This is a genomic window from Alicyclobacillus fastidiosus, assembly GCF_026651875.1.
Taxonomy (GTDB): domain Bacteria; phylum Bacillota; class Bacilli; order Alicyclobacillales; family Alicyclobacillaceae; genus Alicyclobacillus; species Alicyclobacillus fastidiosus.
Window position 1 is genome coordinate 737,913 of record NZ_CP104067.1, and the last position, 25,829, is coordinate 763,741.

Below are 25,829 nucleotides of genomic sequence, written 5' to 3' on the forward strand. Positions count from 1 at the left end.
ACGTGTCTGGGGAGCGGTGCGCATTGAAATTTAGTGAGTATGTCTATGAACGACCGGATATGGATGCGGTGGAAAGACATTTTCAAGCGCTCGTGAAAGAGCTTTGCAACGCGTCGAGTGCAGATGAACAGCATGACCGCATCGAGGAAATCCTCCGCTTGCGCAACCGGCTCTCGACGCTCAGCAACCTCGTGGAAGTGCGCAACAGCATTGATACCCGAGACGAGTTTTACAAAGTTGAGAAACAATTTTTCGACCAAAATTCGCCTCGCATCGAGGCGTTGAATCATCTGTTCTACGAAGCTCTCGTCGACTCCCCGTATCAGCGCGAGCTGGAGATGAGGTGGGGCAAGCAGCTTTTGCGCGTAGCCAAGGTGACCCTCAAGACGTTCCGCCCGGATGTCATGGAGGAGTTGCAGAGGGAAAACGAGTTGACAAGTCAGTATCTCGATTTGATGGCGTCGGCAGAGATTGAGTTTGAGGGTGAAACGCGCACATTGGCCCAGATGACGCCGTTCGAGTCAAGCGTGGACAGGGAGATGCGCCAGCGGGCTGCCCACGCGAAGTGGAGCTTCTTTGAGCAACACCGCGAAGAACTGGATGGCATCTACGACGAGCTCGTGAAGGTTCGGACGACGATTGCGCGCAAGCTCGGCTATGACAACTTCGTCGAGCTTGGCTATTTGCGAATGACGCGTACCGACTACGACGAGGCGATGGTGGCGAATTTCCGGAAACAGGTGCGGGAACTCATCGTTCCGTTGGCGACAAAGCTTCGGGAGCGTCAGCGTGCGCGGATAGGAATCGACCATTTGCACTACTACGACGAGGAATTGGCATTCCTCTCCGGGAATCCAGAGCCGAAGGGAGACCCGACGTGGATTGTGGAAAGAGCGCGGCAGATGTATGACGAGTTATCGCCTGAGACCGCAGAGTTTTTCCAGTTCATGTTGGATTCGGACTTGTTAGATCTCGTCGCGAAACGAGGCAAAGCCGTCGGCGGGTTCTGCACGACGTTTCGCGATTACGAAGCGCCGTTTATCTTTTCCAATTTTAACGGGACGCACGGCGACGTCACCGTGCTCACGCATGAGGCTGGTCATGCGTTTCAGGCGTACGCGAGTCGCGCGTACGCGGTACCGGAGTACGCGTTCCCGACTTCCGAGGCCGCAGAGATCCATTCGATGAGTATGGAGTTTTTCACGTGGCCTTGGATGCAGTTGTTTTTCGAACAGGATACGGAGAAATTCAAGTTCATGCACTTGAGTGAAGCCTTGCTGTTCATTCCATACGGCGTCGCGGTGGACGAATTTCAGCACTTCGTCTACGCCAATCCCGATGCCACGCCGGCGGAGCGCAAAGCCGCGTGGCGGCAAATCGAGCAAACGTATCTGCCGCATCGCGACTACGAGGACAACGCGTTTCTGGAAGAGGGCGGATTTTGGCAACGTCAGCTCCACATTTACATGTATCCGTTCTACTATATCGACTATACGCTCGCCCAAATCTGTGCGTTTCAATACTGGGTGCGCGCTGAGGAGAATCGCGGCGCGGCATGGCGTGATTACCTAGAGATCTGCAAGGTCGGCGGCAGTCAGTCGTTTCTGGAAATCGTTCAAACAGGAGGTCTCCGGTCGCCCTTTGAGGATGGTTGTGTGGCCGCGGTGATCGGACAAATCGAAGCGTGGTTGGACAACGTGGACGACAGCCAGTTTTAGATGCAAAGGGCAGGTGCCACCCTCGCCTGACAAAGGGCACCTGCCTCTTCCAGGAGGCCTGTCGTCATCGCCTGAGGAGGATGTAGATTTTTCGCCGTACGGATTCTCTGTCGACCTCACCGTGACGAATCACCTGGCGAAGGAGATTGGATTCGCGTTCACGGACTGGCGTCTGGAATTACCCTCCATGATCGGACAGGTGTTGGAACGCAAGGTCGAGTAGTTTCGTATACCTCATTTTGTCACCTCAATTTCCACACATTTTTCCCACTTGTCTATCATGAACAAAGCGCGTGATAGATTCATTCAAAGACCTCATCCCTTCCACGGCACAGGTCTCAGCCGCTCCGCCGTAAGACGCCGCGGCGGACAATCCACTCTGCGACCAGCAAGACCACAGCACCCGCGAGCCACACCGACAGGGTGTAGGCGCGATTGTATGGGATAGAAAAGGCGTCGTGGAGAATGACTAACCATAAGTGCACCGCCGTATTGACGTATGCTAGGGAATAGCTTCGGATCATCCAAGCGATGTGGCGTTCGGTGGATTTTCGGCGGATTCGCAGGTAGGCCATGACGGTCGTCAGCACCCACGCCGCTTCCAGTAAGTTGAATCCAAGACTCGTCCATTCACCGCCGGTCGCCAGCGGTGCAAGGTACCCAGCGCTGAGCGCTGCGACCAGCACGGCAACGATGTAGATGCGGCCGTTGGTCTGATGGATGCGCCGAAGCCCGGGGATGGGGCGGCGCAAGAATCCGAGGAGACCGCAGATCATGGCGATGGAGGAGGACACCACGTGAAGTCCCAGAACAGTTGTCCAAATCGCGTGATGGAAGTGGGACGGGAGGTGTTTGTGGGCGAGGATGTGGGTTCCGGTGGGATCGAATACGAACGTCGTCAGCACCACGTGGATGACCCAGACGACGGCGAGAACGGCCACACCACCTAGCAACCATCGGTACAAAATGGTACACCCCCAATCGTTTTGAAGGAAACAATACGCGCAACTTACGAGGAGCATTTCGCTCGTTCGACAATCTGTAGCGCTCTCTAGATTTTCCCGAGTGACAAGGAGGATTGCAAGTGCGACGCTCGATTGGAACATCAACTGGGCGAGAAGGCCATGACGCGCCAAGTCTTCACCGAGGGTTAAAGTCCAGGCACCTGTCGATGATCGCAATTGGTGGTGCTATCGGCACGGGGCTGTTCGTCGCGAGCGGGGCATCCATCAGCTCCGCGGGACCGGCCGGGGCGCTCCTCGCATACGTCATCGTCGGGGTGATGGTCTACTTCGTCATGACCGGCCTCGGTGAAATGGCGACATTTATGCCGGTGGCCGGGTCATTTGAACGGTACGCTTCACGCTTTGTCGATCCCGCCCTTGGCTTCGCCCTGGGCTGGAACTATTGGTACACGTGGGCGGTGACGGTCCCTGCCGAACTGGCTGCAGGCACCATTGTCGTGAAGTACTGGTTTCCAAACTCGTCACCGATTTTGTGGAGCGCGATTTTTCTCGCGATTTTGTTTTTGCTCAACGTGATTTCCGTTAAAGGGTACGGGGAGGGTGAATTCTGGTTCGCAGGCGTGAAAGTAGCGACCATCCTCGTCTTCTTGGTCGTCGGCGTACTGATGATATTCGGCGCATTTACTGGACAATTTGTCGGATTCCGCACGTTTAATACGGGTGGCTCCCCCTTCCACGGAGGGCCGCTTGCCACGTTCAGCACGTTTTTGGTGGCGGGCTTCGCGTTTCAGGGCACGGAGTTGGTCGGGCTTGCGGCGGGGGAGAGCGACGACCCGAAGCGCAACGTCCCACGTGCCATCCGCCAGGTGTTCTGGCGCATCCTCATCTTTTACGTGTTGGCCATCTTTGTCATCGGTATGTTGATTCCCTATACAGATCCAAATTTGTTGAAGAGCGATGTGAACAACGTCGCCGTCAGTCCGTTTACGCTGATCTTACAGCGCGCTGGCTTTGCCATCGCCGCTTCGGTCATGAATGCGGTGATTTTAACTGCTGTGCTGTCCGCGGGCAACTCGGCCGTATACGCCTCGACGCGCATGCTCTTTGCGCTGGCCAAGGAGGGTAAGGCACCGCGCATCTTTGCTGCGCTGACGAAACGCGGGGTACCTTTCAACTCGCTTCTTCTCACCAGGGTCATCGGGTTTGTCGCCTTTCTCGCGTCTCTGTTCGGCAACGGTGTCGTCTATACCTGGATGCTGAACGCGGCGAGTCTCACAGGCTTTTTAGCGTGGCTTGGCATCGCCGTCAGCCACTGGCGCTTTCGGCGGGCTTACGTAGCGCAGGGTCGCCGTTTGGAAGATCTGGTATATCGGGCGAAATGGTATCCATTTGGCCCGGTGTTCGCCTGCATTTTGTGCGCAGTGGTCATCGTCGGCCAGGACTACAGTGCATTCACCGGCGGACATATCAAGTGGGCGGGCGTCGTGGCGACATATGTCGGGATTCCCCTATTTTTCGTGCTGTGGCTTGGCTATAAGGCAGTGTACAAGACGAGGCTCATCCCTCTCCAGGAATGCGACTTCGACACTGTCGAATAGCGACTGCAATCGACTGTTTGCGATACGGAGTTCGTCGAAACCCCATCGAAGCGAGGGAGTTGTAGGGCGGCGCTCCGGGGAACCTAGTCTAGACATACAGGCCTTCATGCGGCCCTTAGCATGGCTCGTTTACAATATCTTAATAATTTCTTAAAGAAGTATTTACGAAGTTCGTGTAGATTTTTATCGACGCATGTCAATTTGGGGGGACTAACGCTTGGCAAAACGCAGCACGCAACTCTTTTCGTTCCTTGTTGAAATCGCGGAAAATATTCAGACGGCCACGGAGACGTTCGAGAAAGAATTGTCTGCCAGCACGGACTTCGGTTCACTAGCCACGCGGATGAAGACCTATGAGGAAACAGGCGATGATCTGATTGGCCGACTCATCAGCCTGCTGAATAACACCTATATTACGCCACTCGAACGTGAAGACTTCGTAGAGCTCGCGGTGACCATGGACGACATCATCGATGGGATCTACGCCGTCGCAGTCCGTTTTAACTTGTACAACATCAAGGAGATCACGCCGACGATGATCGAGTTTGCGAAGGATATCCGCGAGAGTGCGGCGGAGATCACGCAAGCGATTCGCAAACTTCACGACCGAAAACTGATTCAACTTCGGGATCACATCAAGTCTTTGAACGTGATCGAAAAACATGCCGACCAGTTGCTCGTTTCCGCACTTCGCACCCTCTTCGCAGAATATACGGATGCGCTGGAGGTCATCAAACTGAAAGAAGTGTACGAAATCCTCGAGAACGTCACGGACCGGTGCGAGGACGTCGCCGATGTCCTTGAATCTGTCATTCTAAAGAATGCGTAGGCGGGATGTAAATGTTAGTACTGATTATTCTCGTCGTTATCCTAGCACTTTGCTTTGATTTTACGAACGGGTTTCACGACACGGCCAATGCCATTGCGACCAGCGTATCGACGAGAGCATTGTCTCCACGCGTCGCTGTTGTTCTAGCAGGGGGCATGAACCTGATTGGGGCTTTGACGTTCACCGGTGTGGCCAAGACCATCGGTGGCAGTATCGCGAATCCCCTCAAGGTGCAGCACGGCACCATCGTCGTGCTCGCGGCGATTGTCGCGGCGATTGGCTGGAACCTGTTGACGTGGCGCTTGGGGATTCCTAGTTCCTCGTCGCACGCGCTGATTGGCGCTTTATCGGGTGCGGTCATTGGGGCCGCAGGATTTCATGCCATCAACTACAGTGGATTTTTATCTATTATTGAGGCGCTAGTCATTTCTCCGATCGCGGCGTTAATTCTCGGCTATATCATCATGTGGATATTCCGTCTGCTGTTTGGTTCGAGATCTCTCCATCGTGTCAATCGTCCATTTCGCTATCTGCAGATGATCACCGCTGGTGTGCAGGCGTTTATGCACGGTACGAACGACGCACAGAAGACGATGGGGATCATCACCTTCGCACTCATCGCTGGGGGCTTCCAGTCGACGATGAACATCCCATTTTGGGTCAAGCTGGTATGTGCTGTAGCGATGGGCTGTGGAACCGCGACGGGCGGTTGGAGAATCATTAAGACGGTCGGATCGAAAATCATTCGCATTGAACCGATCAACGGATTTGCATCCGACTTGACGAGTTCCATTATCATATTCGGTTTTACGCTGTTGAAACTCCCGGTAAGTTCCACGCACGTCATCTCGTCCGCCATCATGGGGACAGGTGCTGCCAAACGGTTTAATCAAGTACATTGGGGCGTCGCGGGCCGCATCGTCGTGGCGTGGCTCATCACGATTCCCATCAGCGGTTGTATCGCAGCGATACTTGTTCGACTTTTCCTGATCTGAGAAAGGAAATGACGAGCCCCTCACTAGATCTACATAGGCTGGGGCCCACTGCCCTGGAGCGTACACCCTCGGTGTGCGTCCAGGGCGTTTTTGCGTCTTCGTTTCTTCGAGCAACGAGCGTTTTCGATCGTCAGCGCGTCTTTCGCAGTCGGGCCTGAAACAAATTGGCGGTTGTTTCGCTAGTCGTGCCATTCGGTGGCACTTTCGTGGAGAGGATTGACCCAAAGTTTCGTAACTTATCAAATCACTTGTAGATAAGTTTGATCACTAAGGGAGATTATGATGCCCGACGCAAAACCGATTTCGAAACAGCTTTCTGCCATCGCTTTCATTTTAGATCTATTTTCGCTTGGAAAAGCGCTTTCAGGCGTAGTATAGTATGGGCATATCTCTCGTGTTTGTTGAAATATCAGGTGTAATTTGGGTGGTGTGCACGGGACGGATTTTCTACTAGAACAATCGCATCGAAACAGAGAGAGCCGCTCGGACGCGTCCACGAACGAAAACGGTTTCGATGTTGAGAGTGGTTCTGACGGTGGAGTATCCGCATTATTCCGCATCGAATCTAGATGCAATAAAGGAAGCTGTCTATGACCACGATATACGACGTTGCGAAACGAGCAGGAGTTTCGGTGGCGACGGTGTCCAAAGTCCTCAACGGGTATCCCGATGTGAGTCAGAAGACCCGTGAAAAGGTTCAGCGGATTACCGACGAACTGGGGTATCACGCGAATGCAGTGGCGCGAAGTCTCGTCACTCGAAGATCGATGACGATTGGTGTGTTCTTTCAAGATCACGACAACCAGGGGTTCCGACATCCGTTTCTGCACGACGTGATAGCGAGTTTTAAAGATGTCGTCGGTGAAGCCGGTTACGACCTTCTGTTTTTGTCGGAGCACCGCACGGACTCCTCGTCCCGAAGCTTCGAAGCGAGAGCGAAACAACGAGACGTAGACGGTTTATTTCTCCTCGGTGTTCCGAGGACGAATCCGGGATTGGCCGCCTTGTCGCGCAGTCAAATTCCAACTGTCTCAGTAGTTCTCGACCTGTTTGGCCCGAAGGCGAGTTACTTGTGTTCCGATAACGTCGGTGGGGCGCGCGAGGCTGTGGAATATCTCGTGGCGAACGGACATCGGAAAATTGCGTTCATCGGTGATCGGTTTGGCACCAAACCGGGGCATGACCGAATGCTTGGGTATCAACAGGCGTTACAAGCAAACGCCTTGCAGTATCGCTCGGAGTGGGTGCTCGAGGGCGATTTCAGTGAAGCTTCTGGAGCGCGTGCGATGAAAAGGCTCCTAAAGTGCAGCGAGTTGCCGACTGCGGTGTTCTGTGCGTCGGACATGATGGCTATCGGCGGTATGGACGCATTGTCAGATACGGGACTACAAGTTGCAAGAGACATTTCTATCGTGGGGTTCGACGACATTGACCTCGCTCACTACGTGAAGCCTGGTTTGACGACGATTCGCCAGAACACCGACAAGATGGGGCAGAGGGCCGCGACGGAACTGCTTGAGCTGATGAACATGGCGAACAAACCACCAAGCGTGATCACGGTGGAAACCAGTTTAGTGATTCGAGGGACAGTCCGCAACATTGCATGAATGCGAAATTTGAATGCGGATTTATCCGAATTAACCGATTTGTAAGCGGAACCGGAAAGCGGATACCTAGACCTTTGAGTAGGGGAAAGGGTGGGGACGATTTGACGAGGGATTACATCGCGTTTCCTGCAGATTTTGTCTTTGGAACGGCGACAGCCGCCTATCAAATCGAAGGAGCGGCCAAGGAAGACGGGCGCGGCGAGTCCATTTGGGACAGATTTTCACATACGCCAGGCAAAGTGTTTGAAGGCCATACAGGCGATATCGCCTGTGACCACTACCACCGTTACGAGGAAGACATTGAGCTCATGCACCAACTCGGGATTCCATCCTATCGGTTGTCCATCGCATGGCCGCGCATCTTCCCGAAGCGGGGCAAGTTCAATCAAGCCGGTATCGACTTTTACCGCCGCCTGCTCGAAACGCTGCACAAATACGGCATCGAGCCTGTTGTGACCCTGTATCACTGGGACCTCCCACAGTACTTGCAGGATGAAGGGGGCTGGGCGAACCGCAAGACGGTCGACTACTTCGTGGAGTATGCGACGAAAGTGTTTGCGGAGCTCGGCGACCTCGTCCCGAAATTCATCACGCACAACGAACCGTGGTGCGCCTCGTTTCTGAGCTATGGGCTAGGCCAGCACGCACCAGGGCATCAAAACTGGTCGGAGGCCTACGCCGCTGCTCACCACATTCTACTGTCGCACGGCTTGGCAGTGAATGCATATCGGGCGGCCGGACTGAAGGGCGATATCGGCATTACGCTGAACTTTACGTGGGTGGACGCGGCGAGTGACAGTGCACAAGATCAGGCGATGTCGCGCTACGCCGATGGCTTCTTCAACCGCTGGTTTGTCGAGCCCGTCACCAAAGGCAGGTATCCTGCCGACATGATTCCGCTCGTCGAGTCGCAAATCGGAGAGTTGTCGTTCATTGGTGCGGGCGATTTAGAAGCCATTGCGACAAAGGTCGATTTCCTCGGCGTGAACTATTATACGCGGCAAGTGGTCGCAGCCGATCCGTCTGCCCCACTGGGGGTTCGCATGGTGGAGCCGCCGCGGGATAGTGTCACCGACATGGGCTGGGAGATTCACCCGCAGTCGCTGTACCGGCTCCTGAACTGGCTGCAGACTGCCTACACAGGTGACCTTCCGCTTTTGATCACGGAAAACGGCTCCGCCTTCCGGGACCATTTGGTGGCTGGGGAGGTTCATGACAGGGAGCGGATCGACTACGTTGCAGATCACCTCGAAGCGGCGAAGCGGTTTATCGATGAAGGCGGACCGCTTAAGGGATATTACCTGTGGTCGTTGATGGACAACTTCGAGTGGGCTTTTGGTTACTCGAAGCGGTTTGGAATGGTCTACGTGGACTACGGGACGCAAGCCCGAATTGTGAAGGACAGCGGGAAGTGGTACAGCGACCAGATCTCGTACCACTGCAGTTTGCACACGCGCTAGCTTCCGAGTGCCTTGCCTGCGCCCGGCCGAAGCTTTTGCTTTCTGTCAGGTGGTTTGTCAGTGGCAAACGACGGAATTATGCATTTCGCCTGCGTCATTTGGAAAACCTTGGTCTGAGTGGTTTTGTCAAATTGTTCAGGGGGATTCGAATGCGCATTCTGTGGGGCCTACTTGGCATTACAATACTCATGGCGATTGCATTTTGCTGTTCCAACAACCGGCGCCAGATAAAATGGCGAGCTGTTCTATTGAGTCTGGGATTCGAGATTCTATTCGCTGTACTCGTACTGTTGTGGGCGCCCGGTCGAATCGCGCTGAATTGGCTAACGAGCGGTGTGGAGCGCGTGATTAACTACGCGAACCAAGGCATCGACTTTTTGTTTGGCCCGCTCGTACAATTAAAGGGCTCGATATTCGCTTTACAAGTTTTGCCTGTTATCATCTTCCTCGGCGCGCTAATCGGCATCCTCTTTTACCTGCGCGTCATTCAGTGGGTCATTCAGATTGTCGGCGGTGCCGTCCAATGGCTGCTCGGAACGAGTAAACTCGAATCGCTATCTGCCATATCCACCGTGTTCTTGGGGCAGTCGGAGGCGCCGCTTTTGATTCGACCCTATGTCGCACGGTTGACGGAGGCCGAGTTGTTTCAGGTGATGACGTGCGGGTTTACGTCTGTGGCCGGCTCGACATTAGTTGGCTATGCGTTATTGGGCATCCCGCTGCCCTATCTATTGACCGCCTGTATCATGACCGCACCTGCAGCGCTTTGCATCGGCAAGCTGATGTTCCCCGAAACCGGCGAGCCGCTAGGCTCGGAGGCAGTCCGCATGGAAAGCGATGAAGATTCGGCCAACGTCATCGATGCGGCCGCTGCTGGGACCTTAAGCGGATTGAAACTCGCGGTGAACGTGGGCGCGCTGCTGTTGGCGTTCATCTCGCTGATTGCGCTCATCAACGGCATCCTCGGGGGAGTTGGAGGATGGTTTGGCGCTCCGCACCTGACCCTTCAGCGGCTCCTCGGCTATCTTTTTTCACCTGTCGCATGGGTCATCGGGGTTCCATGGCAGGAAGCGGTGACCGCGGGCGGTTTTATCGGGGAGAAAATCGCATTGAACGAGTTCGTCGCGTACACGGATTTGGGGCCGAAGTTGCACCATTTAAGCACGAAGACCGCCGCCATCGTCACGTTCGCCTTGTGCGGGTTCGCCAATTTCTCATCTGTGGCGATTCAAATCGGGACGTTTGGTGGCCTTGCCCCAAGTCGCCGACGCGACGTCGCGCGGCTGAGTATGCGCGCATTGCTCGCGGGCACGTTGGCCAACCTGATGAACGCCGCCATCGCTGGTATGGTCATCGGTTGATCTCGCCTCGAGCCACATCCCTTCCCATCCAGTTTGTCGACGGGATCGACTGGGTTTATCATGGAGAACGGGAGGGAAATGGATGGACATCGTGCTCGTGGAAGTCTGTGACAGCAATCCTATTAGCAATCTGAACTTAGAGGAACTTGAGGTCGAGTACCCTGGCGTTTCCGTATTGCGCACAGAGTGCCTCAGCAAGTGTGGGCTGTGCGAGCACAACGTGTACGCGTATGTGAACGGCCACATCGTGTTTGCAAAGGACCCTGACACGTGTTTGGAGCGGATTCGCAGTCGAATAGAACACGATTTGGCTTGGCTGGACGAGTGCGAATAGTCGGGCTATCCACGGCGTCTCCTGCGCCTATCGCGCCACTTCTGCACCCGGTGGGCTACGAATTTAAATAACTCAATGCCGGTAGACACTTTTCCTAGAGCGCCGAGAATCGGTTCAATGGTCCAGTAGATGGTCAGTGCAATAAACGCGATGATGCCCATGAGGACGATTAGGATTGACAACAACACTAAGCAGACAATCAGCAGAGTATGCAAAGTGATTCTCTCCGATCACAATATCGTTTGGATTGTCCACCCGCTTTACTTTCGTGCACTTGGCGGGTGATCCTGGTGTTTCGTATCCCCTACATCTATACAGCCCATTCTAAGCCATACCTGAGTTCGGCGATACTAGGTGAGTTTTGGCAGCCGATGGTTTCGTAGTTTGGCCGTTCTGACCGGATGAAGGCCAAACAAAATTCATGGTCTACGCCGTGAACAGGTTTCCCCATATAGACTTCAAAACGTTGGCGTTACGCTGCAGAGCAAGGGGTGGGAGTACTCATTTTACTTCCCTAGGCCCAGCGAACTGTCCGCTGCCATACGTCGTCCAATGTTTCGAACTAGAAACGGACGCAGGGAGAACCTGCGCCTGAACATCATGCGTTCATACCCGAGCGGCATGCAGAGTGGAGCCGTTTCGGGCATTCCCGGTGCGGCCTATTTCGTCGTGCCTACTTCGCCTTGTGCGCGTAGGCCGTCTCCACGCGGTTCTGACCGCGAGGTTCGTGGTTGTCGCTGCGCTTCGTGTAGGTTTTAATGATTTGCGCCAATTCTGCGGTGGCGGTCGGGATGTCGTCGTTGAAGATCAAGAAATCGAACTGGTCACTCAAGGACTCCTCGTATTTCAGCCGTTCAAGCCGGCGCCGAATGTCTTCATCTGCATCCCCGCGGCCGTGCAGTCTGCCTTCCAGGTCGTTGAGTACCGTTGGCCGGACGTAAATCAGCACGATGTTGCTCGGGAAGGTCTTCTTCAGATTGAGCGCGCCGTTCACGTCGATATCCTTGATGACGTCTTTGCCATCGCGGAGCGTCTTTTCGTAGGTTTTCAGGTGTGTTCCATAGTAGTTGCCATGGATGATCTCGTGCTCCAGAAATTCACCGCGGGCCGCCATTTGTTCAAAATCCGCAAGCGTCACAAAAAAGTAGGGGTGGCCCTCGACTTCGCCCGGGCGCATGGCCCGCGTCGTAAACGACGGGATGAACGTCAAGCCAAGGTCATAGTTTTGCTTCAGGGAGTTGATCAGCGTGTTCTTGCCGGCGCCAGAGGGGCCTGAAAGAACAAAAAGAACCCCCTCACGCGTCGATGTCAGCGTCTGCGGGACGTAGCTCATCAACTCGGATAGGGAGCAACCCAGCGCGTCGCATATATTTTGTAGCACCTTTAAATCGACCCGCGAAATCATGTTCTTCTTTATCGCATAAAGGGTGTTTTTATTGACCCCACTTTTCTCTACCAAATCCGGAATCTTCATGTTCTTCTCGAAGAGAAGACGATCCAGATGAAATTGGACTCGGTCCATACCCCTCACCGACCTTCTCTAAATGTTTGTCCATATTATACACACATCATTGTAAAAAAAGCAGCCTTAATTGTAATTTTGTCGAAATTGACAAGATCTATTTTTTTACAGTGTGGACGGCGAATTCGTGGAACAGACGTGTGATTTTCGTTTTTCCAAAGACTCGTGTCTTGTGTCACTCAATCTGGTATTGTTTACCCATAGTATCTCGTGCGAAAACGGTAGACGTTAGATAGAAAGGAGTGCCTCGGATGCGCCAGATTGTTTCGATACAGGTCGGGCAGGTCAAGTCGTATTTGATGCATGGCGAACAAGCGGGGGAGAAAACTTGGAAGACCGCCTTTGACAAGCGTCCTGTCGCCACCCCGGTCATCGTCGCGCGATCCGGTGTGGACGGGGATGCGCAGGCGGATCGCAAGCACCACGGCGGCCCAGACAAGGCAGTGCTGATGTACGCGAACAAGCACTACGGCGCGTGGACGCAAGAATTTGTACATCTCGATCTCGGTCCGGGTGGGTTTGGAGAAAATTTGACGGTTGAAGGAATGACGGAGGAGTCCGTGTGTGTTGGCGATGTCTATCGCATCGGGCACCTGGTCGTAGAGGTGTCACAGCCGCGCATTCCGTGTTGGAAGATATCAGAGCGCTGGCGGGAAGCGACGTTGACCGACAGGGTGCGGGCGACCGGGTGGACCGGGTGGTACGTACGCGTCCGTGAACCTGGGGTCATTTCGGCACACGACGGCATAGAACTCATCGACCGGCCGTATCCCAAGCTGAACGTGTCGACGCTGAATGGCGTGTTGTTTCACCGCGTCGAGAAATCGCCGGCACTTTTGCAGCAACTGCAGCAATGTGACGCACTGGCGGAAGGATGGCGACAAGCTATCCCAGAACTGCGGGCTTGATGGGCGGTTGTGCCGCGCACGGGCACGATGTTTACGGCCAAGCCCAGCCGGATGGGATTGCACACAATGGATGACGAAAGGACATTGGTTGTGAAAGCGATTCGACTGGATAAATGGCTGGCAAATGCCGGCATGGGGACGAGAACGGAAGTGAAAAAAGCCATCCGCGCTGCGCGCATCGAGGTCAATGGCGCGGTGGCGAAAGATCCAGGTCAGCACGTCGTGCCAGGAAAAGACGACGTGACGTGGGACGGAGAGTCGATTTCGTACCAGATGTATGTCTATTTCCTGATGTACAAGCCACAAGGGGTTCTGTCCGCGACAGAAGATTTACGCGATCCGGTGGTAACCGACCTGCTCGAGCCAGAAGATGCGCACTTTGACGTCTTCCCAGTGGGCCGCCTCGACAAAGACGCCGAGGGATTGCTGATCTTGACCAATGACGGTCAACTGGCGCATCGATTGTTGTCTCCGAAACATCATGTGCCAAAGCGCTATCTCGTCCACGTCGAGGGAAGGCTCGGACCAGAAGACGTGGCGGAGATCACGAAAGGGATCACGCTCGAGGATGGGTACCAGGCGTTGCCTGGAGATCTGACCATCCTCGAGAGCGGCCGGACTTCGGTGGGCGAAATCGTCATCTACGAGGGCAAATACCATCAGGTCAAGCGTATGTTTGGGGTGTTAGGCAAGCCCGTCATCTTTCTCAAACGCTTGGAGATGGGCCCTATTTCGCTTGACGAAACGCTTCAACCGGGGGAGTACCGGGCAATGACCGAGGGCGAAATCGCATCGCTCAAAGCCTTGCAACAAGGTGGTACGAGCGCTTGATGGTGGGGACGCGACAAACCCCAACTCTCCTGCTTGCGCCTATGCGCATCCTTTCGGGGAAGCGTTCAAGTCTCTAGCGATTCCTCGCAGCATCTGCACCGGATACTCGACGGTAAGCTCCTCTGTCGTGTGCATACTGCACAGGCGCCGCCCATTGTTCCTTGTTTCCTCGATGAGGCGCGTGCGTTCTGCCCACGGAATGCGCGTCAAATGGTCATCGAACAGGCCCACGCTCTCCAGATAAAACCGAGTGACGATGTCCGGGTTCGTGTAGTAGTTCGGTGTGGAGGTCTCCTGGCAGACGACGTCGCGAAAATAAGGTGCCACAGCGTCAGGAACGGTCGATTTTTCTGGCATCGTCGTTTCGCGCTTTGGCTGTTGCACAAGGCTTGAAACCGGCCGGAACCACTCCTGGACAATCGAATTGGCCATCGGAAAGTCGAGCGGATGAAACGACGCCACGATGCCGCCTGGTTTCAATACGCGGTGCATCTCTTTGACCGCCGTAGGGATGTCCGTCAGATGCATGGCCAACATGTTGACCACCGCGTCAAAGGACCCGTCCGGGAACGGCAAGTTTTCCGCCGGCGCCTGGACGAAGTCCAACCATGGCACATCGTGTGGATCTCGCTTCATCATGGCGCGCTCGAGCATGCGGGGGGCGGGGTCGGTGGCGACGACTGAGCCATTTGGGCCGACGAGATCGACCAGGCCGGCATCAAACGTAAACGATCCGCTCCCGCAACCGATTTCAAGCACGCGCATGCCTGGTTGAATCGTCGTGAAGTCCAAAAACGACCGTCGCAAATCGCCCGCCGTTGGAGCAATTTGTTGCACGACCGAATCGTAGTCCTCCATCTCGGAGAAATGGGAGATTCGCAACGAGCGGTTTCGCTTGTCGAGATAGCCCGTCTCTTTGAGCAGTGCGTAATAGTCCGAAAGCCTGTCCCTCCCCTTGGTCGTCAAGCGAACGAACCGCTCACCCGAGTCGACAAACAGTTCTGCGGTGCCTAGCTCGCACGATAAGATGAGCTCATCGTCGAGTTCATAGTCGACCCAGGGCCGATGCAGGCGCCCGGATAGAAAGTCCCCTTCGCGCATCTGTCCGTAATAGTTCAGGGCGTTGTGATTTTCGTACATCGTGAGCATCACGTACGAACTGAGGAAGTAATCGAACCCGTGCTGAAGGATAAAATCCTCGGTCACGTGCAAGGCGTCCGTGGCATGGCGCTCTGTGACGCTCGGCCTTCCCGTCTGTTCGTACGCCAAAAATGCGGCTGTAGAAGCGGCGGTTTCGAAGACGGCCGTTCGTGGAAACCGCGAATGGACCGGCAGCGTACCGAAGGCTTTGGTTAAGTATTCCCGTCGCCAGTGTGCCTGTGTAAAATCGCGCGTACCCCAGTACAACATATCTGAAATGCAGCTATCAAAACGAACCCTTCCCCCGACGTACGCCAACCAAGGGCTCACGACAAGGGAGGAGTTGGTCAAATCCGCAATGACGTGCCGAACATCTTCTACCTGATACAAGTACTCATCCTCCTGTACCAACGCGTACAAAATATTCTAATGAGGACATGCACAAATGGGAAGGTGGAAAAATGATACAATTCATCGAAGCATGTGCATGGAATGGCCTCTGCGCAGGGCAACCTTTGAAAATCCGTTCTCAAACTTAATTTCAAGTGGTGAAATGGTACACTATGAGTGTTCATCTTGGAAAACGAGGTGCTTTCGTTGGAGGATACGATTCGGAAAATGGTGGATCTTGGTGTTGGATTCATGTCCCTCAGTCGCGAGAAAGTGGCTGAATCCGCAAGGCTCTGGGCGGAGAAGCGCAACCTGACTCCGGAGCAGACCCGCGCATTCGTTCAGGAGCTCGTCGAACGCGGCGAGCAGGGGCGGACAGAATTGCAGAACAGCATTCAAGAACAGGTTCAGAAGACGATGGAGCGGCTCGGAATTCGAGCGGAGACGGACTCCATCCAATCGGAACTGTCCTCACTGCGGCTGACGGTGGCGCACCTTCGGGCGCGCATTGAGGCGTTGGAGGCGAAGGTGGGCACGGAAGCGGACGGCGCGGGCACTGAAAATGAACGCGACTGAGCCGAGTCGCGGACGTGTGCACAACGTTTAGATGAAGGAGAACGGCATGGTCGGTCCACAGATTCTCGGCAAACGAGTACGGCATTTGTCGCGTTACAAGGACATCGCACGGATTCTGGTGGCAAACGGGTTCGGTTGGTTTATCGATGAAATCGGTCTCGGCGACGTGATCAATCTGCCAAGACGTCTGTTTTCGGAACGGAGAGAGCGTCCATCTCTGACGACCTATGAGCGGATTCGCCACGTCATTGAGCAGTTGGGCCCAACCTTTATCAAGTTGGGGCAAGTCGCGAGTTTGCGGGCAGACGTCTTTCCGGCTGCACTGATTGAGCAATTGGCACGACTGCAGGACGAAGTGCCTCCCTTTTCATTCGACGAAGTGCAGAGGATCGTTGAAAACGAGCTGGGTGAGCCTCTCGCTGAACTGTTTTCGGAGTTCGACGAGGAACCGGTGGGATCGGCGTCGATTGGTCAAGTTCACCGCGCACGGCTTCGGACTGGTGAAGAGGTGGCGGTCAAGATTCAGCGCCCGGATATCGGGCGAATCATCGAAATAGACCTGGAAATTCTGATGGATCTCGCGCGCTTGGCAGAGCGCAACCTGGAGTGGGCCGAACACTACGAGCTGACCGATGTCGTGGAAGAGTTTCGCTACACGCTACTCAACGAACTCAACTATACGATTGAGGGGCGAAACGCGGATCGGCTACGCAAAATTCACCAGGGCGACAAGACCGTGAAAGTCCCAGAGATCTATTGGGACTGGACGACGAGTCGCGTACTGACGATGGAATACGTGCGGGGGATCAAGCTCGCCAACAGAACTTTATTGGAGGACGCGGGCTACGATACGGCACTGATCGCCGAACGGGCCGCCCACGCGGTGTTTGACCAACTCTTGATTCACGGATTTTTTCACGCCGACCCGCATCCGGGGAATTTAGCGGTGCTGCCAGACCACAGCATTTTGTTTATGGACTTTGGCATGGTTGGCCGCCTGACGTCCGAAATGAAGCGGTACCTCGCTGGTTTGATCGTGGGCCTCATGCGGCGGGATTCGGATGCCATCGTCCGAGTGCTGTACCGGATGGGGGTCGTTCCGCAGGACATCGACGATGCAAAGCTGCATCGCGATGTCGATGGACTGCGCGAGAAATATTACGATGTCCCGTTCCAACAGATCAGCCTGGGCGAAGCTACAGGTGATCTATTCGCCATCGCCTACAAACATCGAATCAAAATTCCGGCCGATTTGACCCTCGTAGGCAAGACGTTGATCACGATCGAGGGCGTCGTCGAAGGGTTGAATCCGGCGTTTCGAATTCTCAACATCGCGGAGCCATTTGGGCGAAAGCTGTTGATGGATCGCCTAAATCCAAAGAATTTGTCCCATTTGACGATGAAGAGCGCACTCGATCTATTCGATTTGTTTACCGATTTTCCGAAGCAGTTCCGCGCCATCCTGCGGGGATTGTCGAAGGGCCGCGTAAAGGTCGCCGTCGAGGTGCCCGAAGCCGACCGGCTGGTCAGTCAGTTCATCCGCATCGGAAATCGCCTGTCCTTTAGTATCGTGTTACTGTCATTCAGTATTTTTATGGCAGGACTGATGGTGGCCTCCGTCTTATCGAAGACGCCCTCGGCACTCTGGTCGTTACCAATGACCGATATTGGTGCGCTGGTCGGCGTGGTGCTCTTTGTCGTCCTGGTCATCTCGATATGGAGATCGAACCGTTAGCCATAACTTTGAGGTTTGAATAGGGCTCTACCAACTCAACTAGGGAATTGGAGCGAAAAGCAGTGGCGACGACATCCATCGAAGTATCACAAGTCGACGCGTTTACCACCACGCCGTTTCACGGGAACCCGGCTGGGGTCGTGTTGAATGCAAAGGGCATAGAGCCGACGATGCGGCAACAGATCGCCCGTGAACTGAACTGCTCGGAAACGGTGTTCATCGAGCAGGGGGTGACAGGGCGATTCAAGTTTCGCTACTATACACCGGCGACAGAGGTAGATTTGTGCGGGCACGCCACGGTTGCCGCCCTTCACACGTTGTACGAAACGTATCATTTGTCTGGGGACATCCTTGTGGAAACCAATGTAGGTATGCTTCCCATGCGGATGGAGGAGGATGGCACCGTGTGGATGCGCCAGGCGGATCCACAGTTTTGCGAGCTGGACGGGGCGATGCGTGCAGCGGTAGTCCGCGCTTTACGCGTCGAGGATACCGACGTCCATCCGTCGCTTCCCTTTGAACTGGCCTTTACAGGGCTATTGGACATCCTCGTACCATTGAAAAAGCTCGATACGCTTCACCAGTTGGCACCGCAGTTTGACATGCTCTCGTCGATTTGCAGAGAACTCGGGGCCGCCTCCGTCCACGTGTACACGACGGAGACAGTAGGCGCGGAGTCGACTGTCCACGCTCGCGATTTCTCCCCTGCAGTAGGGGTCAACGAGGATCCACACACGGGGACGGCCAACGGTGCCTTAGGGGCCTCGCTGGTGCGCGCGGGTGTCATCGAGCCGAAGCGGCACGTGTTCGAACAAGGGTGGAGCATTGGCAGGCCCGGCCACATCCTGGTCGAAGTGACGCAGGACATGGCTGTGTCAGTTGGGGGAAAAGCTGTAACCGTGTTTTGCACACAGCTGCGAACGTCCTGAAGGCGCGGTCACTCGAGACAAGCGCCAGTAACATTCCATGTCTCGTCTGACTACTATACAGCAAGCCTGTGGGACAAGAAAAACCACCGAATCCCCCTCCTTCGAAACGGCCGCTTGTCCCACAGGCGATACTTGGGGGTTCCCCATCATTTGTGCGGCTGAGTCACAGGCGATGTCTGGCAAACTCCGAGACCTCGTGAGGGATGGAGATGAACTTCGAGGGATAGCGAGCGAAAATAAAAACTGCTTGCCTTTGGATGGGATCCAAGGACAAGCAGTTTCTCATTTATTCAACATGGTAGCGGCGAGTGGATTCGAACCACCGACGCCACGGGTATGAACCGTGTGCTCTAACCAGCTGAGCTACGCCGCCATAAAGATGGTGGCTCGGGACGGAATCGAACCGCCGACACGAGGATTTTCAGTCCTCTGCTCTACCGACTGAGCTACCGAGCCAAATGGTTGCGGGGGCAGGACTTGAACCTGCGACCTTCGGGTTATGAGCCCGACGAGCTGCCAACTGCTCCACCCCGCGGCATGGTGGACGTTGACGGGCTCGAACCGCCGACCCTCTGCTTGTAAGGCAGATGCTCTCCCAACTGAGCTAAACGTCCATACGATGCACAACGATGTTGCGCCATGTGACCATCAAATGTCACAAGTGGTGACCCCAGCGGGATTCGAACCCGCGTTACCGCCGTGAAAGGGCGGTGTCTTAACCGCTTGACCATGGGGCCATAAATTGGCTCCCCGAGTAGGATTCGAACCTACGACCCTCCGATTAACAGTCGGATGCTCTACCGCTGAGCTATCGAGGAATGTGGTGGAGGTAGACGGATTCGAACCGACGACCCCCTGCTTGCAAGGCAGGTGCTCTCCCAGCTGAGCTATACCCCCACAAACTGGCGTGCCCTGAGAGATTCGAACTCCCGACCTTTTGATTCGTAGTCAAACGCTCTATCCAGCTGAGCTAAGGGCACATTGGCTGGGGAAGAAGGATTCGAACCTTCGCGTGACGGTACCAAAAACCGTTGCCTTACCGCTTGGCTATTCCCCATTATGGGGTGAGTGATGGGAATCGAACCCACGTATGCCGGAATCACAATCCGGTGCGTTAACCCCTTCGCCACACTCACCATTTTGTACGCTGCTCATCCTACCCTTTCGTATACGCAAACATACATCGAAACGGCAGATTGGCAGTTGGTGGAGGGGGAAGGATTCGAACCTTCGAAGCTTCCGCAACGGATTTACAGTCCGCCCCATTTGGCCACTTTGGTACCCCTCCGCAATCATGCGGGCCGTTGCTCTCGCAACGCGCAATGAGTACGATACCATGGTCGATTTGCTTACGTCAAGAGGTAAAGTGAGAAAAAGTTGTTCGACTTCGTTTGCCAGGGGCAAACTTCAGGTGGCTGAGCGTGTGTGGGTCCGCCTGTGTTGTTGAGTTTGTTCATAAACCTAAAACGTTTGTGGGGGCTAGAGCACCTGTCGCGGATGGACCGGATTTAGCTAAAGGAGTGGTAAGGCTACGATCCCGATCCTGACTCAAGTGAGTTTCAGTTAGGTCCGTCTGAATGACTGACACGAGAGTTTTGTTTCTTCATCTAATGCGTAATGCGCGTGCAGTATGCGGTACTCGTACCGTGATACATGCGCTGGTGTGTTCATTTCATATTACATAGTTTCACTTGAGAAGATGGCGAAGCTGGGCCGAAGTTTACGGTGAATCGACTTTATACAGGTGTGTACGAACGGTTTGGTATGTAACGACCCTTCGCGTGGTGGCGGACAACATGGCTTAAACTGTTCTTCACGTTTGGACGTTTCGTCGGGATGTCCCAGATGATGGTAGACTCGCGGTCTGGAGTTTTACAACAATGGACGCCAGTTCAACTCGGCCTCAAGTCGTCCAATTTATTTTCTCAAAGGTGCTTGACGTTACGTTTGGGCCGTGATATATTTATTGACGCCGCTTCGGCGGCACTGATTGATTTGGTTCCTTGAAAACTAAACACACACGCCTAAAAGTTTCGGTCGAGACGACAGTCGTCGTCGAGACATTTATGAAGTAACGCCAGTAACATTTTTTGAGAGTTTGATCCTGGCTCAGGACGAACGCTGGCGGCGTGCCTAATACATGCAAGTCGAGCGGACATCTTTTGATGTCAGCGGCGGACGGGTGAGTAACACGTGGGCAATCTGCCTGTCAGACTGGAATAACACTCGGAAACGGGTGCTAATGCCGGATGACACACGGGAAGGCATCTTCCTGTGTTGAAAGGTGCAACAGCATCGCTGATAGAGGAGCCCGCGGCGCATTAGCTAGTTGGTGAGGTAACGGCCCACCAAGGCGACGATGCGTAGCCGACCTGAGAGGGTGACCGGCCACACTGGGACTGAGACACGGCCCAGACTCCTACGGGAGGCAGCAGTAGGGAATCTTCCGCAATGGGCGCAAGCCTGACGGAGCAACGCCGCGTGAGCGAAGAAGGCCTTCGGGTTGTAAAGCTCTGTTGCTCGGGGAGAGCGACAAGGAGAGTGGAAAGCTCCTTGTGAGACGGTACCGAGTGAGGAAGCCCCGGCTAACTACGTGCCAGCAGCCGCGGTAATACGTAGGGGGCAAGCGTTGTCCGGAATCACTGGGCGTAAAGCGTGCGTAGGCGGTTGTGTAAGTCTGAAGTGAAAGTCCAAGGCTCAACCTTGGGATTGCTTTGGAAACTGCATAACTTGAGTGCTGGAGAGGCAAGGGGAATTCCACGTGTAGCGGTGAAATGCGTAGATATGTGGAGGAATACCAGTGGCGAAGGCGCCTTGCTGGACAGTGACTGACGCTGAGGCACGAAAGCGTGGGGAGCAAACAGGATTAGATACCCTGGTAGTCCACGCCGTAAACGATGAGTGCTAGGTGTTGGGGGGACACACCCCAGTGCCGAAGGAAACCCAATAAGCACTCCGCCTGGGGAGTACGGTCGCAAGACTGAAACTCAAAGGAATTGACGGGGGCCCGCACAAGCAGTGGAGCATGTGGTTTAATTCGAAGCAACGCGAAGAACCTTACCAGGGCTTGACATCCCTCTGATCGGGCTAGAGATAGTCCTTCCCTTCGGGGCAGAGGAGACAGGTGGTGCATGGTTGTCGTCAGCTCGTGTCGTGAGATGTTGGGTTAAGTCCCCCAACGAGCGCAACCCTTGACCTGTGTTACCAGCACGTAGTGGTGGGGACTCACAGGTGACTGCCGGCGTAAGTCGGAGGAAGGCGGGGATGACGTCAAATCATCATGCCCTTTATGTCCTGGGCTACACACGTGCTACAATGGGCGGTACAACGGGAAGCGAAGCCGCGAGGTGGAGCGAAACCTAAAAAGCCGTTCGTAGTTCGGATTGCAGGCTGCAACTCGCCTGCATGAAGCCGGAATTGCTAGTAATCGCGGATCAGCATGCCGCGGTGAATCCGTTCCCGGGCCTTGTACACACCGCCCGTCACACCACGAGAGTCGGCAACACCCGAAGTCGGTGAGGTAACCTTAGGGAGCCAGCCGCCGAAGGTGGGGTTGATGATTGGGGTGAAGTCGTAACAAGGTAGCCGTATCGGAAGGTGCGGCTGGATCACCTCCTTTCTACGGAGAAACAAGGCTTTTAGGACGTGGGTGTTTAGTTTTGAGGGAGCCAAGCCTCGTATGAGGTGGAAGCAAACTCAAAGCGCGTTTCAAGATGCGAGGAGTACAAGGCGGGAGGACGATGATGAGTCGAGCGTATTTTTGTACGTGAGCGAGTCAGAGGACGACCAACGAAGGAATCCGAAGCAGATTGGAAGGCGCGAGGTACCTTGGCAACTGAATATGGAACAACCTCGAATAAGTAAAACCGGTAACCGTAAATGCGTAACAGGTTAACGTAACCGGATTTATAGATGGAATAATCACGTTTGTGGTTAGGAAGTCAAAACGGTGAAGTTAGAAAGAGCGCACGGAGGATGCCTAGGCGCCAAGAGCCGAAGAAGGACGGGGCGAACACCGAAATGCCACGGGGAGCTGTAAGCGAGCATTGAGCCGTGGATGTCCGAATGGGGAAACCTGCTAGTGTGAAGCGCTAGTACCGTACACTGAATACATAGGTGTACGGAGGCAACCGAGGGAACTGAAACATCTAAGTACCTCGAGGAAAAGAAAGCGAACGCGATTCCGTAAGTAGTGGCGAGCGAAAGCGGAGAAGCCTAAACCGTATACGTGGTACAGACTGCAGTCGATGCGTATGCGGGGTCGAGGGGCTGTTGGTGGCAACCTGCAGGGAGCCAGCAGGAAGCAATGCGTAGGAGAACGGCATGGGAAGGCCGGCCATAGACGGTGAGAGCCCGGTAACCGAAACGGATTGTGGAATGTGCAACAGACCCCAAGTACTGCGGGACACGAGAAATCCCGTGGGAATCTGGGAGGACCACCTCCTAAGGCTAAATACTCCTTGGCGACCGATAGCGGATAGTACCGTGAGGGAAAGGTGAAAAGAACCGCGGGAGCGGAGTGAAATAGAACCTGAAACCGTGTGCTTACAAGCAGTCGGAGCATGCATGACATGTGACGGCGTGCCTTTTGTAGAATGAACCGGCGAGTGATGATGGCAAGCAAGGTGAAGGCGAGGGAGCCTGTGCCGAAGCGAAAGCGAGTCTGAATAGGGCGGTATAGTTTGTCGTCATCGACCCGAAACCGGGTGATCTACCCCTGGTCAGGGTGAAGTGCGGGTAACACCGCATGGAGGCCCGAACCCACTGGCGTTGAAAAGCCAGGGGATGAACTGGGGGTAGGGGAGAAATTCCAATCGAACCCGGAGATAGCTGGTTCTCCCCGAAATAGCTTGAGGGCTAGCGTCAGGGAATGAGAAGTGGAGGTAGAGCACTGATTGGGTGCGGGGCCCGCGAGGGTTACCAAGCCTAGTCAAACTGCGAATGCCACTTTGTCGAAGAACCTGGCAGTCAGACTACGAGTGATAAGACCCGTGGTCAAGAGGGAAACAGCCCAGACCAACAGCTAAGGTCCCAAAGTACTGGTTCAGTGGGGAACGATGTGGCGTTGCACAGACAACCAGGATGTTGGCTTAGAAGCAGCCACCATTTAAAGAGTGCGTAATAGCTCACTGGTCGAGTGGCGCTGCGCGGAAAATGTAACGGGGCTAAACCAGACACCGAAGCTATGGATGGAAACATGGTAGGGGAGCGTTCCATTTGCGGGGAAGCTGAACCGAGAGGTTTGGTGGAGCGGATGGAAGTGAGAATGCCGGTATGAGTAGCGAAAAGACAAGTGAGAATCTTGTCCGCCGAAAGCCCAAGGTTTCCTGGGGAAGGCTCGTCCGCCCAGGGTAAGTCGGGACCTAAGGCGAGGCCGAAAGGCGTAGTCGAAGGACAACAGGTTGAAATTCCTGTACCACCAACATCGCGATTGAGCGAAGGGGTGACGCAGGAGGCTGAGGGAAGCGGCCGGATGGAAGAGGCCGTCCAAGCAGCGAGCGAGGGGTGTAGGCAAATCCGCACCCTGGTAATCGTGAGCTGTGATGGGGAGGGAAGTACAGTACCGAAGTCCCATAAGTCACACTGCCAAGAAAAGCCTCTAGCGAGTGGTGAGGTGCCCGTACCGGAAACCGACACAGGTGGGCGCGTGGAGAACACGAAGGCGCGCGGGAGAACTCTCGTTAAGGAACTCGGCAAAATGGCCCCGTAACTTCGGGAGAAGGGGCGCTTCGAGAGAAGCCGCAGTGAAAAGGCCCAAGCGACTGTTTAGCAAAAACACAGGTCTCTGCGAAGCCGAAAGGCGAAGTATAGGGGCTGACGCCTGCCCGGTGCTGGAAGGTTAAGAGGAGGGGTAAGCCGCAAGGCGAAGCTCTGAATTGAAGCCCCAGTAAACGGCGGCCGTAACTATAACGGTCCTAAGGTAGCGAAATTCCTTGTCAGGTAAGTTCTGACCCGCACGAAAGGCGTAACGACTTGGGCGCTGTCTCAACGAGAGACCCGGTGAAATTGTAATACCTGTGAAGATGCAGGTTACCCGCGGTTAGACGGAAAGACCCCGTGGAGCTTGACTGTAGCTTGATATGGGATACGGGTACGTCATGTACAGGATAGGTGGGAGACAGAGAAGCTTGGGCGCCAGCCTGAGTGGAGTCGGCGTTGGGATACCACCCTTGAGGTACTTGTGTTCTAACCAATGGCCATGAAACTGGTCATGGGACAGTGTCAGGTGGACAGTTTGACTGGGGCGGTCGCCTCCTAAAGAGTAACGGAGGCGCCCAAAGGTTCCCTCAGCGCGGATGGAAATCGCGCGAAGCGTGTAAAGGCACAAGGGAGCTTGACTGCGAGACGGACAGGTCGAGCAGGGACGAAAGTCGGGCTTAGTGACCCGGTGGCACCGAGTGGAAGGGCCATCGCTCAACGGATAAAAGCTACCCCGGGGATAACAGGCTGATCTCCCCCAAGAGTTCACATCGACGGGGAGGTTTGGCACCTCGATGTCGGCTCATCGCATCCTGGGGCTGAAGTCGGTCCCAAGGGTTGGGCTGTTCGCCCATTAAAGCGGTACGCGAGCTGGGTTCAGAACGTCGTGAGACAGTTCGGTCCCTATCTGCCGCGGGCGCAGGATACGTGAGAGGGGTCGTCCTTAGTACGAGAGGACCGGGATGAACCGACCGCTGGTGTACCAGTTGTTTCGCCAGAAGCATAGCTGGGTAGCCAAGTCGGGAAAGGATAAGCGCTGAAAGCATCTAAGCGCGAAGCCTGCCTCAAGATAACGTATCCCATTCCGTTAGGGAAGTAAGACCCCTTGAAGAAGACAAGGTAGATCGGTCTGGCGTGGAAGCGTAGTGATACGTGGAGCGGACAGATACGAATCGGTCGAGGGCTTCACCCGATGAACAGAAGAAGAGGTTGTTCCATGATTCAGGAGCGA

Annotated in this window: 18 protein-coding genes, 11 tRNA genes and 2 rRNA genes; 16 read left to right on the forward strand and 15 right to left on the reverse strand. The window is 54.8% G+C overall.

Annotation, left to right across the window (positions count from 1 at the left end; translation table 11 throughout):
* The first annotated feature begins 23 nt into the window (after positions 1 to 23).
* Positions 24 to 1,718, forward strand: coding sequence for a M3 family oligoendopeptidase (locus tag NZD89_RS03870; protein ID WP_268006475.1), 1,695 nt, complete (start codon positions 24 to 26; stop codon positions 1,716 to 1,718).
* Positions 1,719 to 1,731: 13 nt separating this feature from the next.
* Positions 1,732 to 1,941 (forward strand): hypothetical protein, encoded by a 210-nt coding sequence (locus NZD89_RS03875; protein WP_268006476.1) that lies wholly within the window; start codon positions 1,732 to 1,734, stop codon positions 1,939 to 1,941.
* Positions 1,942 to 2,056: 115 nt separating this feature from the next.
* On the opposite strand, the gene NZD89_RS03880 is transcribed toward NZD89_RS03875, so the two are convergent.
* Entirely contained in the window at positions 2,057 to 2,683 is a 627-nt protein-coding gene (locus tag NZD89_RS03880) for a DUF2306 domain-containing protein (protein WP_268006477.1), read from the reverse strand.
* Between the two features lie 119 nt (positions 2,684 to 2,802).
* Here NZD89_RS03880 and NZD89_RS03885 point away from each other — a divergent pair, with 119 nt between their 5' ends.
* The 7 genes from NZD89_RS03885 to NZD89_RS03915 all read left to right on the forward strand — a co-directional run bounded on the left by NZD89_RS03885 (position 2,803) and on the right by NZD89_RS03915 (position 10,867).
* Complete coding sequence (locus NZD89_RS03885) at positions 2,803 to 4,281, forward strand: amino acid permease (RefSeq protein ID WP_284286111.1); 1,479 nt, start codon at positions 2,803 to 2,805, stop codon at positions 4,279 to 4,281.
* A gap of 217 nt (positions 4,282 to 4,498) precedes the next feature.
* Positions 4,499 to 5,110, forward strand: coding sequence for a DUF47 domain-containing protein (locus NZD89_RS03890; protein ID WP_268006478.1), 612 nt, complete (start codon positions 4,499 to 4,501; stop codon positions 5,108 to 5,110).
* Between the two features lie 11 nt (positions 5,111 to 5,121).
* Complete coding sequence (locus NZD89_RS03895) at positions 5,122 to 6,105, forward strand: inorganic phosphate transporter (RefSeq protein WP_268006479.1); 984 nt, start codon at positions 5,122 to 5,124, stop codon at positions 6,103 to 6,105.
* A 590-nt stretch (positions 6,106 to 6,695) separates the two neighbouring features.
* Positions 6,696 to 7,712 (forward strand): LacI family DNA-binding transcriptional regulator, encoded by a 1,017-nt coding sequence (locus NZD89_RS03900; RefSeq protein ID WP_268006480.1) that lies wholly within the window; start codon positions 6,696 to 6,698, stop codon positions 7,710 to 7,712.
* Positions 7,713 to 7,813: 101 nt separating this feature from the next.
* The gene (locus tag NZD89_RS03905) at positions 7,814 to 9,172 is read left to right on the forward strand and encodes a GH1 family beta-glucosidase (RefSeq protein ID WP_268006481.1); all 1,359 of its coding nucleotides are present in this window, start codon (positions 7,814 to 7,816) and stop codon (positions 9,170 to 9,172) included.
* A 149-nt stretch (positions 9,173 to 9,321) separates the two neighbouring features.
* Entirely contained in the window at positions 9,322 to 10,533 is a 1,212-nt protein-coding gene (locus tag NZD89_RS03910; protein ID WP_268006482.1) for a NupC/NupG family nucleoside CNT transporter, read from the forward strand.
* Between the two features lie 82 nt (positions 10,534 to 10,615).
* Positions 10,616 to 10,867 carry a YuzB family protein gene (locus tag NZD89_RS03915; protein WP_268006483.1) on the forward strand — a complete coding sequence of 84 codons (252 nt, stop codon included), beginning with the start codon at positions 10,616 to 10,618 and terminating at the stop codon, positions 10,865 to 10,867.
* Between the two features lie 5 nt (positions 10,868 to 10,872).
* Here the strand turns inward: NZD89_RS03915 and NZD89_RS03920 are convergent, their stop codons facing one another.
* Both NZD89_RS03920 and gmk read right to left on the reverse strand, forming a co-directional pair.
* Positions 10,873 to 11,082 carry a hypothetical protein gene (locus NZD89_RS03920; RefSeq protein WP_268006484.1) on the reverse strand — a complete coding sequence of 70 codons (210 nt, stop codon included), beginning with the start codon at positions 11,080 to 11,082 and terminating at the stop codon, positions 10,873 to 10,875.
* A gap of 458 nt (positions 11,083 to 11,540) precedes the next feature.
* Positions 11,541 to 12,389: a guanylate kinase gene (gene gmk / locus NZD89_RS03925; RefSeq protein WP_268006485.1), complete on the reverse strand. Its 849-nt coding sequence runs from the start codon at positions 12,387 to 12,389 to the stop codon at positions 11,541 to 11,543.
* Between the two features lie 251 nt (positions 12,390 to 12,640).
* Between gmk and NZD89_RS03930 the strand changes: the two genes are divergently transcribed.
* Positions 12,641 to 13,297 (forward strand): MOSC domain-containing protein, encoded by a 657-nt coding sequence (locus NZD89_RS03930; protein WP_268006486.1) that lies wholly within the window; start codon positions 12,641 to 12,643, stop codon positions 13,295 to 13,297.
* A 66-nt stretch (positions 13,298 to 13,363) separates the two neighbouring features.
* The gene (locus NZD89_RS03935; RefSeq protein WP_268006487.1) at positions 13,364 to 14,128 is read left to right on the forward strand and encodes a pseudouridine synthase; all 765 of its coding nucleotides are present in this window, start codon (positions 13,364 to 13,366) and stop codon (positions 14,126 to 14,128) included.
* Between the two features lie 39 nt (positions 14,129 to 14,167).
* Here NZD89_RS03935 and NZD89_RS03940 read toward each other — a convergent pair whose 3' ends face one another.
* Positions 14,168 to 15,658 (reverse strand): class I SAM-dependent methyltransferase, encoded by a 1,491-nt coding sequence (locus tag NZD89_RS03940; protein WP_268006488.1) that lies wholly within the window; start codon positions 15,656 to 15,658, stop codon positions 14,168 to 14,170.
* A gap of 198 nt (positions 15,659 to 15,856) precedes the next feature.
* Between NZD89_RS03940 and NZD89_RS03945 the strand changes: the two genes are divergently transcribed.
* The 3 genes from NZD89_RS03945 (at position 15,857) to NZD89_RS03955 (ending at position 18,898) form a co-directional block, all read left to right on the forward strand.
* Complete coding sequence (locus NZD89_RS03945; protein ID WP_268008385.1) at positions 15,857 to 16,234, forward strand: phasin family protein; 378 nt, start codon at positions 15,857 to 15,859, stop codon at positions 16,232 to 16,234.
* A 46-nt stretch (positions 16,235 to 16,280) separates the two neighbouring features.
* Positions 16,281 to 17,969, forward strand: a complete 1,689-nt coding sequence (locus NZD89_RS03950) for an ABC1 kinase family protein (RefSeq protein WP_268006489.1) — start codon at positions 16,281 to 16,283, stop codon at positions 17,967 to 17,969.
* 62 nt (positions 17,970 to 18,031) lie between these two features.
* Positions 18,032 to 18,898: a PhzF family phenazine biosynthesis protein gene (locus NZD89_RS03955; protein ID WP_268006490.1), complete on the forward strand. Its 867-nt coding sequence runs from the start codon at positions 18,032 to 18,034 to the stop codon at positions 18,896 to 18,898.
* A gap of 296 nt (positions 18,899 to 19,194) precedes the next feature.
* Here the strand turns inward: NZD89_RS03955 and NZD89_RS03960 are convergent.
* From NZD89_RS03960 to NZD89_RS04010, 11 genes are all read right to left on the reverse strand, one after another.
* Positions 19,195 to 19,271, reverse strand: a tRNA-Met gene (locus NZD89_RS03960).
* Positions 19,272 to 19,278: 7 nt separating this feature from the next.
* Positions 19,279 to 19,354, reverse strand: a tRNA-Phe gene (locus NZD89_RS03965).
* 3 nt (positions 19,355 to 19,357) lie between these two features.
* A tRNA-Met gene (locus NZD89_RS03970) sits at positions 19,358 to 19,433 on the reverse strand.
* A 3-nt stretch (positions 19,434 to 19,436) separates the two neighbouring features.
* Positions 19,437 to 19,512: transfer RNA gene (locus NZD89_RS03975), tRNA-Val, on the reverse strand.
* Positions 19,513 to 19,560: 48 nt separating this feature from the next.
* A tRNA-Glu gene (locus NZD89_RS03980) sits at positions 19,561 to 19,635 on the reverse strand.
* 6 nt (positions 19,636 to 19,641) lie between these two features.
* Positions 19,642 to 19,716: transfer RNA gene (locus NZD89_RS03985), tRNA-Asn, on the reverse strand.
* A 3-nt stretch (positions 19,717 to 19,719) separates the two neighbouring features.
* Positions 19,720 to 19,795, reverse strand: a tRNA-Ala gene (locus tag NZD89_RS03990).
* Between the two features lie 6 nt (positions 19,796 to 19,801).
* Positions 19,802 to 19,878: transfer RNA gene (locus NZD89_RS03995), tRNA-Arg, on the reverse strand.
* A gap of 2 nt (positions 19,879 to 19,880) precedes the next feature.
* Positions 19,881 to 19,955: transfer RNA gene (locus tag NZD89_RS04000), tRNA-Gln, on the reverse strand.
* A gap of 3 nt (positions 19,956 to 19,958) precedes the next feature.
* A tRNA-His gene (locus tag NZD89_RS04005) sits at positions 19,959 to 20,034 on the reverse strand.
* A 68-nt stretch (positions 20,035 to 20,102) separates the two neighbouring features.
* A tRNA-Tyr gene (locus tag NZD89_RS04010) sits at positions 20,103 to 20,186 on the reverse strand.
* 798 nt (positions 20,187 to 20,984) lie between these two features.
* Here NZD89_RS04010 and NZD89_RS04015 point away from each other — a divergent pair.
* Together NZD89_RS04015 and NZD89_RS04020 are read left to right on the forward strand one after the other, a co-directional pair.
* Positions 20,985 to 22,517, forward strand: a 16S ribosomal RNA gene (locus NZD89_RS04015).
* Positions 22,518 to 22,846: 329 nt separating this feature from the next.
* Positions 22,847 to 25,790 (forward strand): 23S ribosomal RNA (locus NZD89_RS04020).
* The 16S and 23S rRNA genes sit together here, the layout of an rRNA operon.
* Positions 25,791 to 25,829 lie beyond the last annotated feature (39 nt).